This is a genomic window from Corynebacterium zhongnanshanii (genome assembly GCF_014490575.1).
In the GTDB taxonomy this organism is placed as follows: domain Bacteria; phylum Actinomycetota; class Actinomycetes; order Mycobacteriales; family Mycobacteriaceae; genus Corynebacterium; species Corynebacterium zhongnanshanii.
This window is the reverse complement of sequence record NZ_CP061033.1, coordinates 959,096-975,282: the sequence shown is the minus strand read 5'-3', so window position 1 is coordinate 975,282 and position 16,187 is coordinate 959,096. Positions and strand designations below refer to the sequence as shown.

Here is a 16,187-nt window from a genome sequence, read left to right as displayed (position 1 = left end):
AGATATACTCTCAGGGAATTCTCAGGTGATTTTCCTCGGCTTTAGGTAGTGACTTTCACTAAGATGAGGGGCATGCCTTCCAACGAACGCCTTCACCAGCCAACCTACATTGACGATCGTTTCCCAGGGCCAGATCCTTATGCACCACTGGCGGACCTTCCTCAGCTGACCGTTACCAGCGAGACCTTTGCCGATGGTGACCGCATCCCCGAGGATCAGCTGGGTGGAAACGACATTTCCCCGCAGCTGTCCTGGACCCCAGGACCAGAGGGAACCGAGTCCTATGCCGTAACTTGCTTCGACCCAGACGCGCCCACCGCCAGCGGATTCTGGCACTGGGCTGTCTTTAACATCCCTGCTGATGTCACCTCGCTGGACCTCGGCGCAGGTTCCGGGGATCTCTCCGGCCTTCCCGATGGTGCCGTTGCACTGCGCGGCGATAGCCGCTCCTACGCCTACTACGGCCCACAGCCACCAGAGGGACACGGCCCACACCGCTACCTCTTTGCCGTCCATGCCGTAGGCGAGAAGCTCGAGATCGGGGACCGCAACACCCCCACAGTCCTGGGCTTCAACCTACAGTTCAAGGCTGTGGCCCGCGGCATCCTGTGGGGATGGGCTGAGAACTAAACCTCACGCCACGGCAGGCCGCAACCCACGGCTTCGGAGATGTTGCTGAATCCGTGGGCTCGCACCTGCTGCGCCAAGCCGAGGTGAATGTCCCGGATCCAATCCGGGCCACCATAAATGAACGGCGTGTAGCCCTGCAGCAGGGTAGCGCCAGCAGCGATGCGCTCCCAGGCCTGGCGAGGAGTCTCGATTCCTCCCACACCAATGAGGATCAGGCGGCTACCAGCGCGGGCGTAGATCCGTTCCAGCACTTCCTGGGCTCGGGCAGCGACTGGCGCGCCCGAGACTCCGCCAGCACCCAGCGAACGAACATACGTGCCGTCGGTGGCCAAGCCCTCGCGACTGATCGTGGTGTTCGTGGCGATCAGCCCGGCAATGCCGGTCTCCAGGGCGAGGTCCGTCACGGCGTCGATATCTTCATTCGACAGATCAGGGGCAATCTTCACGAACAAGGGTTTATCGCTGGTCTCTTGAACAGCCGCGATGATCGGCTTCAAGGACTCCACCGCCTGCAGGTCGCGCAGACCAGGCGTGTTGGGGGAGGAGACGTTAATCACCAGGTAGTCCGCCACATCGGCCACGAACGCGGTGGATGCGCGGTAATCACCTGGAGCCTGCTCCGGCTCGCAGCGCTTCGTCTTGCCCATGTTCACACCAATGGGGATGTTGGTTGACCTCCGGGCCAAGCGGCGCGCAGCTGCTTCCGCACCGTCGTTGTTGAAGCCCATGCGGTTCAGCAACGCACGGTCTTCCGGCAGACGGAACAGTCGCGGGGTGGGGTTGCCCGGCTGTTCCACCGAGGTCACCGTTCCCACTTCTGCAAAGCCGAATCCGATGGGACCCCAGGCGTCGACCTCCTCGGCATTCTTATCGAAACCAGCCGCAAGTCCCAAGGGGCGCGGAAAGTCGATGCCCGCCACGGTCTGGGACAGCACGGGGTCGTGGACAACCATCGCCCTGTCCAACAGCTTGTGTGCAGCCGGAAGAGCAGCGAAGGTTTTCAGAGCAACGGACATCGCCCCGTGGATACGCTCAGGCGCGACCCGAAACATCACATCCTTCACTGCCACGTCGTAGATTTTTCCTCGAATATCTCGCAATGCCATGGTGTTGTTTTCCTTACACTTCGTAGGTGACAGCCACACCGAGGGCGTTCACTCCGGCGCAGCTAGTCCGGCGCTTTCGTCTCCGCATAGCCGCCGGTTATTCGCCCGCGATCTTCTTCACGGGGTACTGGGTGGATGGCTTGTCGGCGTTCTTCTTCACCGCGGTGTCGATCGCGGAGGCCTCAATGGTCTGCACGTCGCCATTCTTCGACAGCAGCATCAGACCGTGATCACCGGTGGGGTAGACCGCCGCGATGTTCGCGAGGGTCGCCATGTCAGCCACAGCGACGGGAACTCCCGTGGTGATGTCAAAAGCGGTCAGCGTGTTATCCGCGGTGGTGGACACCCAAGCCAGGTTCCGTTGGCTATCCCAGGTCACCGCGAAGGGCGAATGCCCGGTGGGGGTGGACTGATGCAGGCGGACCACGTCGTTCATGGTGTAGATGAGCAACTGGTCTTGGCGGGTATCGCTGGCCACCACCACACCATCGGTGGACGCGCTGGCAGCAACCTGGCCCACACCCTGGCCGATGCGCAGTGCTGCGTTGTAAGCCTTGTCTGCGGGGGCAACATCATTGATGCTGGTGCGGGTGCGGTCGATCATGGCCACGCGTTGCGGGCCATCATGAGGCTGAACCAGCACGCTGCGATCCAGGTCCTTGGAGACAATGTCATCGCCGACGGTCTTGCCCTCCGCGTCAAAGAAATAGACCTTGTCGCTATCGCTGGTGCTGTAGGCGCCCAGGCCATCCGCGGTGAACGTGCCGCTTCGCACAGTCCCCTTCGTGTCGACCTTCCGCGCTTCCTTTCCCTCTGCCGTGTACTCGATGAGGCTCGAGCCACAGGCCAGGGCCACACCAGCGCCAGAGGTGGCGATGTCCGTGCAGTCATCGGGGACGGATACGGAGCGGGCCTTCGCGTCGCCAGGGGAGGCGATCAGCAGGGAGGATCCAGCCAGCACGCCGATGCTCTGGGAACTCTCGTGAGCGTTGTCACCGAGAGGTCCAAACGCCGCCGACCGGAAGTTCGCAGTGTTGCCGTCCTTCACATCGGCGTCTGCAAACACACCCCGGGCAACGGAACCTGCAACGCTGTCCGATTGAGCCTGCGGAGAGTCCACTGCCTTCATCGGCAGATCGGCAACGCTCGGCGCCCCCTGATCCTGAGTATCTCCGTCCGGCAGGCCCGGCAGGCTGGAACCACAGGAGCTTAAGCCCAGGCCAGCTACCGCCAAAACGGCCACCGACATACGGGTTGCGGTCTTTCGCAGCGTGGGTGTGTGCAGCAGGTTTTTCACCTTATTAAGGCTACCAGCCTTTCACTGCGCTACCGCGTTGGGTCTTTAGGTGTATGGTCTGTGTTCATGACAACAGAACTTTCGTGGGCACAGACGATTGTCCTTGCCATTGTGCAGGGGCTGACCGAGTTCCTGCCTGTGAGCTCGTCGGGGCATCTGCGCATCGTCTCCGAGCTCTTCTGGGGTGCGGACGCCGGTGCGTCGTTCACCGCCGTGATCCAGTTGGGCACCGAGGCCGCCGTGCTGGTGTACTTCGCGAAAGACATTTTCACCATCGCCAAGGGGTGGCTGTTGGGCCTCACCGATTCCTCGAAGAGAGGCTTTGATTATCGGATGGGCTGGATGGTGATTGTCGGCACTATTCCTATTGGCCTGCTGGGCTACTTGGGCAAGGACTTGATCCGCGATTCCTTGCGCAATTTGTGGATCACCGCGGCGATGCTGATTCTGTTTTCCTTTGTCTTTATGCTGGCCGAAAAGATCGGAACACATAAGCGCTCCTTCGAGCAGCTAACCATGAAGGATGCCGTGTGGATGGGCCTTGCCCAGTGCCTGGCGCTGATCCCTGGTGTGTCCCGTTCCGGCGGCACGGTGTCCGCGGGTCTGTTCTTGGGCCTCAACCGTGAGGTTGCCACGCGTTTTTCCTTTCTGCTGGCGATTCCTGCCGTGTTGGCGTCCGGTATTTTCTCCTTGCCCGACGCCTTCAGCCCCGCATCCGGCGGCCAGTCCGCGAGCGGAGCGCAATTGCTGGTAGGCACCGCGATCGCTTTTGTGGTGGGGTATGCCTCCATTGCATGGCTGCTGAAGTTCGTGGCTAATCACAGCTTTGCGTGGTTTGCCGTCTGGCGCATCCCCGTGGGTCTGTTGGTGATGGGACTGCTGGCGTTTGGTGTGCTCCAGCCCCTGTAGTTGTCCCATCAACAAGTTGCTGCCGTAGAATGTGACACATGCATTCGTGGCCAATTCCTGATGTCCCTGTACTTCCCGACCCAGCCCCAGAACTGCGTTTGTATGACACTGCAGATGACGCGGTCAAACCGGTCGATGTCTCGGGAGGGGACTCCGGGGAGGTGGGGATGTACGTGTGCGGTATAACGCCCTACGATTCCACCCACTTGGGACATGCTGCCACCTATCTGGCCTTCGATCTGGTCCACCGATACCTAACCACCGCAGGTCACTCCGTTCATTACGTCCAGAACATCACCGATGTGGACGACCCTCTGTTTGAACGCGCCGAGCGCGACGGTGTGGACTGGCGCGACTTGGGTACCGACCAGATCAACCTGTTCCGTTCCGATATGGGAGCGCTGCAGGTCATCCCGCCGCGAGACTATGTGGGCGCTATGGAGTCCATCGATGAAGTGGTGGAGATGACTCAGAAGCTCCTTGATGCCGGCGCCGCCTACCAGCTCACTGAGGATGAATACCCGGACATTTACGCCGACCGTCACTTCACGCAGCAGTTTGGCTACGAGTCCCGCTATGACCAGGCCACGATGGAGCAGTTCTTCGCTGAGCGCGGAGGCGATCCAGACCGCCCTGGGAAGAAGGATCCTTTGGACGCGTTGTTGTGGCGGGCTCATCGCGAGGGCGAGCCGCAGTGGGACGCTCCCTTTGGTGCGGGCCGCCCGGGCTGGCACGTGGAGTGTTCCGCCATTGCCACTCGGCGCCTGGGCACGCCTTTTGCCATCCAGGGCGGCGGCAACGACCTCCGGTTCCCACACCACGAGTTCTCCGCCGCTCATGCGGAGGCTGCCACCGGCGAGGAGCGCATGGCGGGACACTACGTCCACACCGGCATGATCGCGTTGGATGGCACCAAGATGTCCAAGTCGCTCGGCAACCTGGTCTTTGTCCACAAGCTCACCGAAGCGGGGCACGAACCGTCCGCGATCCGCTTGGGGGTGTTTGCCGGTCACTATCGTGATAATCGTGATTGGTCCGACGCCATCTTGGCCGCCGCGGAAGAGCGCCTGGCTCGTTGGCGTGGCGCTGTGGATGCCGTGCGCGGGGCTGAGGTGAGCGAGCAGGCTCTGGCTGATTCGCGGTCGCTCATTGCCGATGTCCGCGCGTGTCTGTCCAACGATCTGAACACCCCCGCCGCTTTGGACCGGATCGATCAGTGGGCTGAGTTGTGCCTTCAGGACGCAGGCCAGCATGGCGAGCGCGCTGAGTCGGCTGCGCAGGCGGTTGAGCTCGCCACCTCCGTGCGCACCGGACTGAATGCCCTGCTGGGGCTCAGCCTCTAACCCCGGAGGAGCGCATGTCCACGCACACCCCTGACCAACGCAGCGCCGAAGGCCTCGCCACCGAGTTCATCTCCAACCTTCGGGCGCTGTCCACCGGCAGCTACCTGCGCCCCGAGGAGAAGACCTTCTGGGAATCGCCGTACCCAGAAACCGTGGTCGACCAGGCGCAGACGATCCTGTCGCATATGATCGACGCCGCGCGCGATGGACAAGGCACTGCTGCCGAGAACGCGGTCTCGTCTTCTCACGCGATTGCTGCCTCTGACGCGCTCACGGTCCGCGTTCCCCACAGTGCCTTAGAGCAGGACGAGGTGCGGCCGGAGCCCACGCCGGCGTCGAAAAAAATGATTGGTCAGATCCAGCCCCACGTTGAGCAGTTGAAGCAGCTGTCGGATCAGCACCTCGGCGCGGTGCTGGACGTGGAGGAAATCGACGAGCTAGTGCAGATCGTCGAGGTGCTCGCCGAGGACGGCGGCGCGCAGGCGTCGGTGGTGGGTGGACACGTGCGAGCGGTGTGCGAAGACTAGCCGCGCGGCTCACGCACGCGAGCCAGCAGCAACCCCTGATTCACGGTTCCCACAGGTCCCCGCTCGTCGTAGATTCTGGTGACGGTGGTGCCCACGCCATCGGGACCATAGTTGGCCTCGGAGACGTGGCCCACCCACTCGCCGTACGGCACTGCGTGCAGGTACACCGTCATGTCCACATTCATCCACGTCCACTCGCGCGGATCCAGAATCTGGTTCAGCCCGTTGGAAATATCGACCGTTTTCATCAGCCGCACCCACGGGCTATCCTCTTCGCCGAGCACAACCGGTAAATTACTGCGCGACCAGTAGACGTGGTGGATCGGGCTGTCAAAGTCCCAGTGATGCTTAATCGCCTGCTCAGGGCGGTCGATCTGCACCACGTCGATGGAGTCAATGTAGCCCGAGCGCCAGAACTCCGTGAACTGCTCCGCGCGCACTCCATGTTCTGGTCCGGGAATATTCTCGGCGACGTGGCGCACCAGATCCACCGTGGAGTCCGACTTAATCCACCAGCCTGTTCCGCGGATAAACTCCCGGCCGTCGGCATCGGTAATCACCGTTTCTATGTAGCTGATGCGCTTGCCTCCGCGTAGCAGGCGAGAGGTGCACGTCAACTCGGAGAGGGGAACCGGGCCCAGAAGCTCCACGGTCATGCGGGAGAAGCGGCCGTGCACCATGTCCAGGCCGAATTCTTTGGCCGCCGCCTCAAGGTTCACGGCCACCAACGCAGCTGGGGGAGAGCCGTGTTGGAAACCGCCGCCGCCCCACGGGCTCTCGGTGTGAACGGTGGGCAGATACGTGGCGGTGAGGACCTGTTCGGCTTGATTGGCTGCGTCTGGGGCGGCTGCGTCTGAGGTGGCTGCATGAGGACTGTTGTTGAGGGAACTCTCTTGAGCCACGAAATAGGCCTGCTCAGCATTCTTGGGTTGTGACACGTTCGCTACCTTTCGCACGAAGTTGGTGTTGCAGTGGTGTTGTTTTGAACTTCTACATACATGTGACACTCCTCACCTTAGAAGCCGTTGGGCGCATTGTCTGCGATTCCCCTAAAATCGGACACATTATGAAGGCAATTGTGTGGGATATGGACGGAACGCTGGTGGACTCGGAGCCGTTGTGGGGGATCGCAACGTACGAGATGTCCGAGAAGATGGGTGCCCGCATCACCGAGGATGTCCGCGCACAGACAGTGGGGGGAACCACGGAGAACACGGTGCGCCTGTGTGCCGCGTTCAACGACCTCACGCTCACGCCCGAGGAGGAGGCGGACTGGGCGCAGTGGATGTTCGACCGAGTCGGCGAACTTCTATCCAAGGAGCTGGAGTTCCGGCCGAATATCCCGGAGCTCCTCGCCGAAGCGAACCAGCGGAACATCCCCATGGCGCTGGCCACTAACACCACGCGATCCCTCACGGCGCTGGCGCTGAACACCATCAACGAGGACCATTTCCACTTCACGGTCTGTGCCGATGAGGTGGATGCCGGCAAGCCCGCGCCAGATCTATATCTCACGGCGGCAAAGGCCTTGGGCGTGGATCCCGGCGATTGCCTGGTGCTCGAGGATTCCACCGCGGGAATGCAGGCGGGCCTCGCGGCCGGGTGCCGTGTGCTGGGTGTACCCACGGAGGATGACGTGGCAATTCCGGACGGTGTTCCCACGATCTCCGAGTTGGCGGGACAAAACACGCTGGCGGGAATGAGCATCGCGGATCTGGAGGATATGTTTGCGCGCATCGAGCCACTCGCCCCCAAAGCGGGAGGCATCGGCGCATCCTCAGCGTGAGCGTGGCAGAATAGATGACCGTGAGTGATTCCGCGAAAAATTCCGAGCAAAAGACATTCGAGTCTCTGTTTGCAGAGCTGGCCAAGAAGGCACAGGAGCGACCTGAGGGGTCCGGCACTGTTCAGGCCTTGGATAACGGTGTCCATTTCCAGGGCAAGAAAATCGTCGAGGAGGCCGGCGAGGTCTGGCTAGCCGCGGAGTACCAGTCCGATGAGGAGTTGTCCGAGGAGATCTCCCAGCTGATTTACTGGTTGCAGGTTGTCATGGTGGGCCGTGGGCTCACCCCTGAGGATATTTACAAGTATCTGTAATCCCCATCAAAGTTTTTAAGGAAACCACAGTAGATGTTGCGCGTTGCCGTCCCGAATAAGGGTTCACTGTCCGAAACTGCTACAGAGATTTTGAAGGAAGCCGGGTACGTCACCCGCGGCGATTCTAAGTCGCTCACCATCACCGATGACGCCAACGGCGTGGAGTTTTATTTCCTCCGCCCGAAGGACATTGCAATCTACATCGCCTCGGGACACTTGGACATCGGCATCACCGGCCGTGACTTGGCGGCGGATACGCGCGAGGAGGTCGACGAGCTGCTGCCGTTGGGCTTCGGCGCCTCCACGTTCCGTTACGCTGCGCCGGCGGGCGAGGACTGGTCGATCGAGAAGCTGCAGGGACGCCGTATCGCCACCAGCTATCCGAACTTGGTGCGCAAGGACCTGAATGCCCGTGGGATCGACGCCACAGTGGTGCGTTTGGACGGCGCGGTGGAAATTTCTATCCGCTTAGGTGTGGCGGACGCTATCGCCGATGTGGTGTCCACCGGCCGGACGTTGCGCAAGCAGGGTCTGGAGCCTTTCGGTGAGGCGCTGTGCACCTCCGAGGCTGTTATTGTGGGCCGGAAGGATGCCCCGGTTACGGACGAGATGAATGTGTTGATCAAGCGCATCGAGGGCATCCTGCACGCGCGGACGTACCTGATGTTGGATTACAACATTCCGGCGGACAAGCTGGAGGAAGCATCCCAGATCACTCCTGGTTTGTCCGCCCCGACGGTGTCCCCGTTGGCGAACGCAAACTGGGTGGCTGTGCGAGCGATGGTTCCTCGCAAGGAGGCCAACCACTTGATGGACAGGCTGTCCGCCATGGGGGCGAAGGCCATCTTGGCCTCGGATATTCGTATCGCTCGCATCTAGCCGCAGCCACTCGCCAGTGCCGCGGCTTATCCGAAGGTGAAGGAGTGGATGCTCATGCCCTCGGGCACCTTCAGCACCACTCGTCCGGTCTCCGGGCTTTTTGTATCAATCGCATTGATCGTCCCGTCGCGGGAGCTGAGCTTCATCGCCGTGTCATTGACCTGAATCTTGCCAGGCTGCGGTGCCTGGGAGTACACCAGCTGCACGGTGGAGGCGCGGTAGTTGAGCACCACCCAGGCATCCTTGCCAGCGGTAGCCTTTTCACCATCCAGGGTCCATGTCCCACCCAGGGCATAGCGCTGAGTAGCAACGCGCTGTACCGCATCCTGTGCACTTACACCGGCGGCGAAGTCGTGCTGACCGAGGCTGTACTCCTGCTCAGGGTTGAGCGCCGTATCGAAGAACTGTGCGCGTTCCACACCAATGTAGGTCTCTGGGTTGCGCCCTTGGACCAGGGCATTTCCTTTGTTTCCGCCGTGAATGTCCTCCACGGGCTCCGGAAGCTTCACGCCGGGATTGGCCTGCGTCAGCAGATCGCGCACCAGCTGTTCGGTCTCTCCATAGGCACCTTCGCCCTCGTGGATCTGCCGGACGTTGCCCTGTGCATCGACCAGGTAGTGTGCCGGCCAGTACTTGTTATTGAACTGCTTCCAGGTGCGGAAGTCGTTGTCCTGAGCCACAGGGTAGTGAATGCCTTGCTCCTGCACAGCGCGGGCAACATTCTGGGCATCGTGCTCGAAGGCATATTCCGGGGCGTGCACGCCGATGATCTCAAGGCCCGCGTCCTTGTAGCGGTCGTAGAGCTTCGTGACGTGTTCGTTGGCGCGCTGGCAGTTGATGCAGGCAAAGGCCCAGAAGTCGATCAGAGTGACGGTCTTGTTGGTCCGGGGATCGATCGGGTGATCCGTATTGATCCAGTTCGTCAGGCCTTTCAGCTCTGGCACCTCGCCGCAGTCTTGAGCGATATGAGCTGCGGTCATTCGGCAGTCCTCCAGCGCACCGTGTCCGCCCGCACCCGTGGCATGACGCAGTGCGGATTGGGTGGATTCGTTGGAGTTGAACTTCTCCTGCGCCGTGGCCGTCCAGTCCGGCAGCGAACGCTGCAACGCGGCAGGCGCATCCAAAGCGATCGCCAGGGCCAGCACCATCACCAGCGCGCCCGCCGCCTGGCTGATGCGCGTGCGGTGCTTCCGGACAATCTGGGCGCGTTGGCTGAGCGCGGAACCGGCCGTCGCCAGGAAGAACAGCGGGGTACATGCACCCGCAGCAAAGCTGACGGTCAGGGCGATGGTTTGCCAGCCAATGTCGCCGGTAGCACCGGCAACGGTGATCGCGGCCAGCACAGGCCCAGCACAGGGAGCGTACACCAAACCCAGAGCCAAGCCCACGCCGAAGCCGGACCCGGAACGGCGAGTGAGGGCGTCGAGTTTCTTAGAATGCGGAAGGTAGGTGAAGGGGCGCTCCAGGAGCTCGCCCACGCGCGGGATGAACATGCCCAACCCCACAAGCACCAACAGAATCACACCAGCCCAGCGCAACGTGGCCGTCGGCAGCCCCAGAGCGTGGAGGATGATGGTTCCCACCAACGTGGTGAGGGCGAAGCTTAACGCAATGCCCGTGGCCACCAACACGGGCTTACGCCGCTGATCCGCCGAGACGGCAAGAACAACGGGGAGCACCGGCAGGATGCACGGAGATACGCCCGTCACCAGTCCGCCGATAACCCCAATGAGAATATATTCCCAGATCACAGTAGTGTTTCTCCATTTCTTGTTCAGTGCTTCAGTGAGCGCGCATGGATTGTTTCGCGCGGCATTCAGCGCACCGGGCGCTGGCGTGTTAGTCACAGGCACTGTCATCAAGCACTACGGAGCGACACGGCGTAGGGATTGTGGGGGTAGCGAATACCGGACGAGCAGCACCGGAGCGGGGGCAGGCTTCACCCACCCCCGTAAAGAAAAATAAAAAATATCCAATCCACCCCACCCCTGTGCTCCGTATGGACTCATGAAGCCTCCGGAGGGAGCACACCCCTCGCGAGCTTTGTCTCACACAATGCCTCTACGTGAGGCACCTACCGAAAGGACTACACAATGAACAATTCTGTCCACCGCACTGGAGTTCGCGTTCTGGCCGTTGCTGTCATGGCAACCGTTGGTTTGGGCCTGGCAGCCTGCAACGACAGCAAGGATGACTCCAAGATGGAGTCCAGCACCAGCTCCGAAGCTCCAATGATGAGCGAAAGCGACAAGATGTCCGACAGCTCCGAAACTCCGATGATGAGCGAGATGAGCGACAAGATGTCTGACAAGTCCGAGGAGGCCATGAAGGACAAGGACAACATGATGTCCGAGAAGTCCGACGAGCCTGCCATGACCGACAAGATGTCCGACAAGATGGGCGAGATGACCGAGAAAATGGGTGAACAGGCCGACAAGATGGAACAGAAATAGCCACAGTAGCGCTATTATCTGAATCTATGTCCTTATCCCCACCTACTCGCACGGAGCAGATGCCCTCCTTGGAGGATCTTCTGGTGCGCGTTCAACGTGGGGATAAGCATGCCTTTTCCTTGTTCTACGACGCCCTCGCGCCGCGAATCTTGGGCCTGTGCGTCCATGTGCTGCGTGACCGGGCTATCGCGGAAGAAGTGACCCAAGAGGTGTTCATTGAACTGTGGAACAATGCGTCCCAGTTCGATGCACGCCAGGGCTCCGCGTCCAGTTGGGCGTTTCGCTTGGCGCGCCTGCGATCCATTGATCGCTTGCGTTCCTGGCAGGCCAGCCAGCAACGCGATGATCGCGAGTACCGCCTAGATAGCGCTCGCGCGCACAGCTCGGTGGAAGATCAAGCACTCACGGCGGTCGAGCACGACCGTCTGTCGCACGCCATTGTCGCTATTGGGGAGCCTCATTCCACCGCCGTCCGCCTGGCATACTTTGGCGGTTTGAGCAGTAGGGAAGTGGCCGAAACCACCGGAGTGGCAGTGGGAACTGCAAAAACACGTATCAGGGATGGGCTGAAGAAACTGAAGGCAGCACTTCGCAGCGACGCTCAGGAAGGAGGAACGCGATGAACGCTTCTCATGATGATTCTGCGTATCCGGCCCCGCGCTCGCTCCGCGACTGGGATCCGGAGTTGGAGGAGCTCATCGGTTATTCCGTGACCCCCGTGGAGCCATCCGCTGAGTTGAAGGAGTCCCTTTTCGACGCGCTTCCTGACCGTCAGGATCCGGAAGCGCAGGCCGCAGGCGCGAAAGACTCCGCAGCACACGACCTCACAGCGCAGGATAGCGAGTCTGCTGGTGACGATCGGACGGTCGTCGACCTTGACAGCAGGAGGCCGTTCCGTGGGGCTCGATGGGCGGTGGGTGCCGCGGCGGCGTCGGTATTGCTCATCGTGGGAGGGACAACGATCTGGAGCCCTCAGGATACGGCGACCAACACAACCCAGCACGAAGCAGCGGGTGAGGTCATTCAAGGCGACGCGGCGCACGACGTCATGGATTCGATCATGGCGGCGCATGACGTGCGATCCACGTCGATCAACGCCGACGGGGCGAATCTGGACGTGGTGGTGTCCCACTCGATGGGCAAGGGCGGCGCGATGGTCAACGGCTTCTCCGCGGTCGATAAAGGTATGGGTGCACAAGTATGGTCCATCGACGAACACGGCCGAGCACGATCCGCCGGCGTGATCGCGCAAGAGCCGCATAGCGACGTCTGGATGCCTCTACCAGCAGATACGATGAGCGTAATGGTCACGGAAGAGCCCGTGTCCGGCTCGCACGAGCCGTCTGGCGAAATTTTGGCTGAGCAAAAACTCTAACGCTGTTAGGGTGGGGATACTAGCCAACACAACGAAAGTTAGGATCCCCGCAATGGCCGAAGACTACGAGGTAGGCACCTCACCCACGTACCGAGCTCATCCCGGCGAGAAAGCAGGCAAGGGCCAAGATCAAGATTCCAGCGTGCGGCGCAACACCCCGCTGGTCTCCTCCACAGACATCGTCACGTCCGCGGAGACGCACTCTCTGGAAGCCCGCTCATCCAACAATTTCCGCACCGAAGAGGACCTGCTGGGAGAGCTGGATATTCCCGTCGACGCCTACTACGGCGTGCATACGCTCCGCGCAGTCGATAATTTCCAGATTTCCCGTACCACCATCAATCAACTTCCCGAATTCATCCGTGGAATGGTCATGGTGAAAAAGGCGACTGCGCTGGCCAATAACGAGGTGGGGGCATTGTCTGATGACAAGAAAAATGCCATTGTGTGGGCCTGCGACCAGGTGCTGGAGAACCACCGTGCCATGGATCAATTCCCCATTGATGTTTTCCAGGGTGGCGCGGGAACGTCCGTCAACATGAATACCAATGAGGTGATTGCCAACCTGGCGCTGGAATATATTGGCGAACCCAAGGGATCCTATGACGTGATTCACCCCAACGATGATGTCAATATGTCCCAGTCCACGAACGACGCCTATCCCACCGGATTCCGGCTGGGACTGCATTTCGCGATCGACCAACTGATTATGCATCTAGAGGGATTGCGGCGTGCTTTCGAGGCCAAGGGGCGCGAATTCAAACACATTCTGAAAATGGGACGCACGCAGCTCCAGGATGCAGTTCCCATGTCCTTGGGGGATGAGTTCAAGGCATTCGCAAACAACCTCTCGGAGGAAAAGCTGCAGCTCCAGCGAGCTCAGGCACAGTTGCGTGAGGTCAACATGTCCGGCACCGCGATCGGAACCGGGGTGAATACGCCTCCCGGATATCAGGATGCTGTGATCAAACACCTCAGTGAGGTCACCAAACTGGAGATTGTTCCCGCATCCGACCTGATCGAGGCGACCAGCGATACAGGTGCGTATGTCAACGCACATGCGGCAATGAAGCGAGTGGCGATGAAGCTGTCGAAGATCTCGAATGACCTGCGCTTGTTGTCCTCCGGTCCGCGTGCCGGGCTCAACGAGATTAATCTGCCTCCGCGGCAAGCAGGATCCTCCATCATGCCCGCCAAGGTCAACCCGGTGATCCCGGAGGTTGTGAACCAGATCGCCTTCAAGGTGTTCGGTAATGATGTGACCGTATCTATGGCGGCGGAGGCAGGGCAGCTTCAGCTGAATGTGATGGAGCCTGTCATTGCGCAGTGCGCCTTTGAGTCGGTGCGCTTCCTGGCTCGCGCGTGCACCACGCTGCGGACGCTGTGCGTGGTGGGCATCACCGCCAACGAGGACGTCTGCCGCGAGTTCGTCGAGAATTCTATTGGAATTATCACTTATTTGAACCCCCTGATCGGCCACCACAACGGTGATCTGATCGGTAAGGAGGCCGCGGCAACTGGCAAGTCAGTCCGTGAATTGGTGCTGGAAAAAGAACTTCTTGACGAAAAAACCCTGGATGACGTGCTCTCTCCTGAGAACCTATTGAACCCCCGTTGGCAAGGCAAGAAAAAATAGGAAAAATTTTTTGCCAAAGGTATTCCCTTCCGTATGTAGTTTGGTTTAAGATACCTTCCGTGAGGTAAAACTGGGGCTGAGCACCCGTTCAGCCCCAGCTCACACCGCTGATATCTAGGTTAGATTCAGCACGCTGAAGGGGGTTGCCATGACCACACCGCTTTGGGGAAAGCACGTGGTCACAGGAGTTGCCATCACCACACCGATGGCGCTCCTGGTGGCTGGGTGTGGGGAGGATGCTAAGTCCACCCCGCACCCAGCCCGGCAAGGCGTCGGCCTCGTCTCTCAACAAGACGGGGGCACGCGCAGCCTCGCTGCTCGAGCATCGACGCCTCAGCGCGATACTGAAGGGGAACACTGGTGGTCCGCGGATCCTACGGATCCGTGGGACACACCGGTGTATAAACCGCAGCGCTTCACCGGCAAGCCGCTGGCGCTGCAGCCACTGTTGGGGGACGAGATTAAGGAGGTACTTACAGAAGAACAGATCTGTGTGACCCGCAAGTTGTGGAGCGGCTCGAGGCCATCGGAATCGAGCCTGCTTCACAACTTCGGTTCAACACACCACAGGTCTGCATCTTCAGCTATGACTATTTTCAAGAATACTGAAGGGGGATCACTACACATGGATACTGAAGGGGAACCGGAATGATGCTCGAGTTAAACCACGCTGATACGCGTTCCGTATTAGGAAGGATCAGCACCGCGACTCACAACGGTCAATGCGTTGAGAGTCAGCTGAACTGAGCTCATTAAAAGGAGGATGCCATGACCACAACGCTTTGGGGAAAGCACGTGGTCACAGGAGTAGCCATCATCATCTCGATGGCGCTTCTGGTGACTGGGTGCAGCGCGGACATTTCGTCCAACTCTCACCCAGTCGGGCACAGCGTCAGCCCCGTCTCTCAACAAGACGGGGATGCGCGCAGCAACGCTGCTCGCGATTCGACGCTACAGAATGATACTGAAGGGGAACTGGAATGATGCTCGAGTTCAGCCATGCCGATATGAGTTCTGCGCTCAGATCAAAAATCGGCACCGCTCACAGCGCTCGCTGTCCTGACAAGCAACTGGACTCAGCTCATTAAAAGGAGGATGCCATGACCACAACGCTTTGGGGAAAGCACGTGGTCACAGGAGTAGCCATCATCATCTCGATGGCACTCCTGGTGACTGGGTGCAGCGCGGATACTTCGTCCAACTCTCACCCAGTCGGGCACAGCGTCAGCCCCGTCTCTCAACAAGACGGGGACGCGCACAGCAATGCTGCCCGCGAATCGACGCCACAGAAAGATACTGAAGGGGACATCTGGTTTGACGCGGAACCCACGGATCCGCTGGACAAACTGGTCTATAAATCGCAGCGCTTCATCGGCAAACCGCTCACACTGCGACCACTAGAGGGGGACGACCTAAGGGAGGAGTTTAAAGGAAAACCAGACCTGTGTGACCCACAGATGTTGGAAAGGCTCGGAGAAATCGGGATCGAGCCCGCTTCACAACTTCGGTTCAACACACCACTAACACTGACATGCAACCTGTGGATTGACCTTCAAGAACTGATCATGCACATCATTTCGCGGAACTATCAAGTAGGGGATCTCTCGGAGATGGCGTACGAAAAACTAGGTAAAGACCAATACATGCTTAACCCAATCTTCGAGGAACTTACCTGCGCCGCCACAGGATACGTGGATCCACACATGTTTGAATACTTCGCCATTCAAACCGTAGGAGGACCACGCACAGACGAACAGTGCCAAAAGGCGCTCAAGATTCGTCAAATTTTTAAGAATATTGAAGGGGGAACATCGCACATGACGATCGAAGGGGAACCAAAATGATAATCGAGTTCAATAAGGCTGATATGAATTCTGTACTCCGACGAATCACCGCCGCCGTTACCGAGATGTCGATGGCCAAGCGTGCCACACT

Annotated in this window: 17 protein-coding genes; 13 read left to right on the top strand and 4 right to left on the bottom strand. The window is 59.8% G+C overall.

All coding sequences use genetic code 11. The features are described 5' to 3' along the window. The first annotated feature begins 72 nt into the window (after window positions 1–72). Window positions 73–630 carry a YbhB/YbcL family Raf kinase inhibitor-like protein gene (locus IAU67_RS04360; protein ID WP_151841513.1) on the top strand — a complete coding sequence of 186 codons (558 nt, stop codon included), beginning with the start codon at window positions 73–75 and terminating at the stop codon, window positions 628–630. Here the strand turns inward: IAU67_RS04360 and IAU67_RS04355 are convergent. Next, window positions 627–1,736, bottom strand: a complete 1,110-nt coding sequence (locus tag IAU67_RS04355; RefSeq protein WP_151841512.1) for a quinone-dependent dihydroorotate dehydrogenase — start codon at window positions 1,734–1,736, stop codon at window positions 627–629. The genes IAU67_RS04360 and IAU67_RS04355 overlap by 4 nt on opposite strands. 97 nt (window positions 1,737–1,833) lie before the next feature. Further along, window positions 1,834–3,033, bottom strand: coding sequence for a hypothetical protein (locus tag IAU67_RS04350; protein ID WP_151841511.1), 1,200 nt, complete (start codon window positions 3,031–3,033; stop codon window positions 1,834–1,836). 66 nt (window positions 3,034–3,099) lie between these two features. Here IAU67_RS04350 and IAU67_RS04345 point away from each other — a divergent pair, with 66 nt between their 5' ends. Genes IAU67_RS04345 through IAU67_RS04335 form a run of 3 tightly spaced genes read left to right on the top strand, consistent with a single transcriptional unit; the run spans window position 3,100 to window position 5,812 of the window. Further along, a complete protein-coding gene (locus IAU67_RS04345) occupies window positions 3,100–3,942 on the top strand; it encodes an undecaprenyl-diphosphate phosphatase (protein ID WP_151841510.1) in 843 nt (280 codons plus the stop codon). Window positions 3,943–3,980: 38 nt separating this feature from the next. After that, complete coding sequence (gene mshC / locus IAU67_RS04340) at window positions 3,981–5,285, top strand: cysteine--1-D-myo-inosityl 2-amino-2-deoxy-alpha-D-glucopyranoside ligase (RefSeq protein ID WP_151841509.1); 1,305 nt, start codon at window positions 3,981–3,983, stop codon at window positions 5,283–5,285. Window positions 5,286–5,299: 14 nt separating this feature from the next. Continuing rightward, on the top strand, window positions 5,300–5,812 hold the full coding sequence (locus IAU67_RS04335; protein WP_151841508.1) for a hypothetical protein: 513 nt from the start codon (window positions 5,300–5,302) through the stop codon (window positions 5,810–5,812). Here the strand turns inward: IAU67_RS04335 and IAU67_RS04330 are convergent. Next, a complete protein-coding gene (locus IAU67_RS04330) occupies window positions 5,809–6,750 on the bottom strand; it encodes a thioesterase family protein (protein ID WP_225723437.1) in 942 nt (313 codons plus the stop codon). The two genes, IAU67_RS04335 and IAU67_RS04330, sit on opposite strands and share 4 nt — an antisense overlap. Window positions 6,751–6,878: 128 nt before the next feature. Here IAU67_RS04330 and IAU67_RS04325 point away from each other — a divergent pair, with 128 nt between their 5' ends. Genes IAU67_RS04325 through hisG form a run of 3 tightly spaced genes read left to right on the top strand, consistent with a single transcriptional unit; the run spans window position 6,879 to window position 8,788 of the window. After that, complete coding sequence (locus tag IAU67_RS04325) at window positions 6,879–7,598, top strand: HAD family hydrolase (RefSeq protein ID WP_151841507.1); 720 nt, start codon at window positions 6,879–6,881, stop codon at window positions 7,596–7,598. 20 nt (window positions 7,599–7,618) lie between these two features. Continuing rightward, window positions 7,619–7,909: a phosphoribosyl-ATP diphosphatase gene (locus IAU67_RS04320; protein WP_225723436.1), complete on the top strand. Its 291-nt coding sequence runs from the start codon at window positions 7,619–7,621 to the stop codon at window positions 7,907–7,909. A gap of 33 nt (window positions 7,910–7,942) precedes the next feature. Then, window positions 7,943–8,788 carry an ATP phosphoribosyltransferase gene (hisG, locus tag IAU67_RS04315; RefSeq protein ID WP_151841505.1) on the top strand — a complete coding sequence of 282 codons (846 nt, stop codon included), beginning with the start codon at window positions 7,943–7,945 and terminating at the stop codon, window positions 8,786–8,788. A gap of 26 nt (window positions 8,789–8,814) precedes the next feature. On the opposite strand, the gene IAU67_RS04310 is transcribed toward hisG, so the two are convergent. Then, on the bottom strand, window positions 8,815–10,536 hold the full coding sequence (locus tag IAU67_RS04310; protein ID WP_187767986.1) for a cytochrome c biogenesis protein CcdA: 1,722 nt from the start codon (window positions 10,534–10,536) through the stop codon (window positions 8,815–8,817). A gap of 345 nt (window positions 10,537–10,881) precedes the next feature. On the opposite strand from IAU67_RS04310, the gene IAU67_RS04305 reads away from it, so the two are divergent. From IAU67_RS04305 to IAU67_RS04280, 6 genes are all read left to right on the top strand, one after another. Further along, a complete protein-coding gene (locus IAU67_RS04305) occupies window positions 10,882–11,241 on the top strand; it encodes a hypothetical protein (protein WP_151841503.1) in 360 nt (119 codons plus the stop codon). Window positions 11,242–11,267: 26 nt separating this feature from the next. Further along, window positions 11,268–11,864 carry a sigma-70 family RNA polymerase sigma factor gene (locus IAU67_RS04300; RefSeq protein ID WP_187767963.1) on the top strand — a complete coding sequence of 199 codons (597 nt, stop codon included), beginning with the start codon at window positions 11,268–11,270 and terminating at the stop codon, window positions 11,862–11,864. Beyond that, entirely contained in the window at window positions 11,861–12,616 is a 756-nt protein-coding gene (locus IAU67_RS04295; RefSeq protein ID WP_151841502.1) for an anti-sigma factor, read from the top strand. The genes IAU67_RS04300 and IAU67_RS04295 overlap by 4 nt, the downstream gene beginning before the upstream one ends. Window positions 12,617–12,668: 52 nt before the next feature. After that, window positions 12,669–14,252, top strand: coding sequence for an aspartate ammonia-lyase (gene aspA / locus IAU67_RS04290; protein ID WP_151841501.1), 1,584 nt, complete (start codon window positions 12,669–12,671; stop codon window positions 14,250–14,252). 768 nt (window positions 14,253–15,020) lie between these two features. After that, a complete protein-coding gene (locus IAU67_RS04285; protein WP_151841500.1) occupies window positions 15,021–15,236 on the top strand; it encodes a hypothetical protein in 216 nt (71 codons plus the stop codon). Window positions 15,237–15,352: 116 nt separating this feature from the next. Continuing rightward, a complete protein-coding gene (locus tag IAU67_RS04280; RefSeq protein WP_151841499.1) occupies window positions 15,353–16,096 on the top strand; it encodes a hypothetical protein in 744 nt (247 codons plus the stop codon). Window positions 16,097–16,187: the final 91 nt, after the last annotated feature.

Excerpts from the sequence above, each read along its gene's own strand:
- IAU67_RS04360 (WP_151841513.1), top strand. The coding sequence starts at position 73 with ATGCCTTCCAACGAACGCCTTCACCAGCCAACCTACATTGACGATCGT.
- IAU67_RS04355 (WP_151841512.1), bottom strand. The coding sequence starts at position 1,736 with ATGGCATTGCGAGATATTCGAGGAAAAATCTACGACGTGGCAGTGAAG.
- IAU67_RS04345 (WP_151841510.1), top strand. The coding sequence starts at position 3,100 with ATGACAACAGAACTTTCGTGGGCACAGACGATTGTCCTTGCCATTGTG.
- mshC (WP_151841509.1), top strand. The coding sequence starts at position 3,981 with ATGCATTCGTGGCCAATTCCTGATGTCCCTGTACTTCCCGACCCAGCC.
- IAU67_RS04335 (WP_151841508.1), top strand. The coding sequence starts at position 5,300 with ATGTCCACGCACACCCCTGACCAACGCAGCGCCGAAGGCCTCGCCACC.
- IAU67_RS04325 (WP_151841507.1), top strand. The coding sequence starts at position 6,879 with ATGAAGGCAATTGTGTGGGATATGGACGGAACGCTGGTGGACTCGGAG.
- hisG (WP_151841505.1), top strand. The coding sequence starts at position 7,943 with ATGTTGCGCGTTGCCGTCCCGAATAAGGGTTCACTGTCCGAAACTGCT.
- IAU67_RS04305 (WP_151841503.1), top strand. The coding sequence starts at position 10,882 with ATGAACAATTCTGTCCACCGCACTGGAGTTCGCGTTCTGGCCGTTGCT.
- IAU67_RS04300 (WP_187767963.1), top strand. The coding sequence starts at position 11,268 with ATGTCCTTATCCCCACCTACTCGCACGGAGCAGATGCCCTCCTTGGAG.
- IAU67_RS04295 (WP_151841502.1), top strand. The coding sequence starts at position 11,861 with ATGAACGCTTCTCATGATGATTCTGCGTATCCGGCCCCGCGCTCGCTC.
- aspA (WP_151841501.1), top strand. The coding sequence starts at position 12,669 with ATGGCCGAAGACTACGAGGTAGGCACCTCACCCACGTACCGAGCTCAT.
- IAU67_RS04285 (WP_151841500.1), top strand. The coding sequence starts at position 15,021 with ATGACCACAACGCTTTGGGGAAAGCACGTGGTCACAGGAGTAGCCATC.
- IAU67_RS04280 (WP_151841499.1), top strand. The coding sequence starts at position 15,353 with ATGACCACAACGCTTTGGGGAAAGCACGTGGTCACAGGAGTAGCCATC.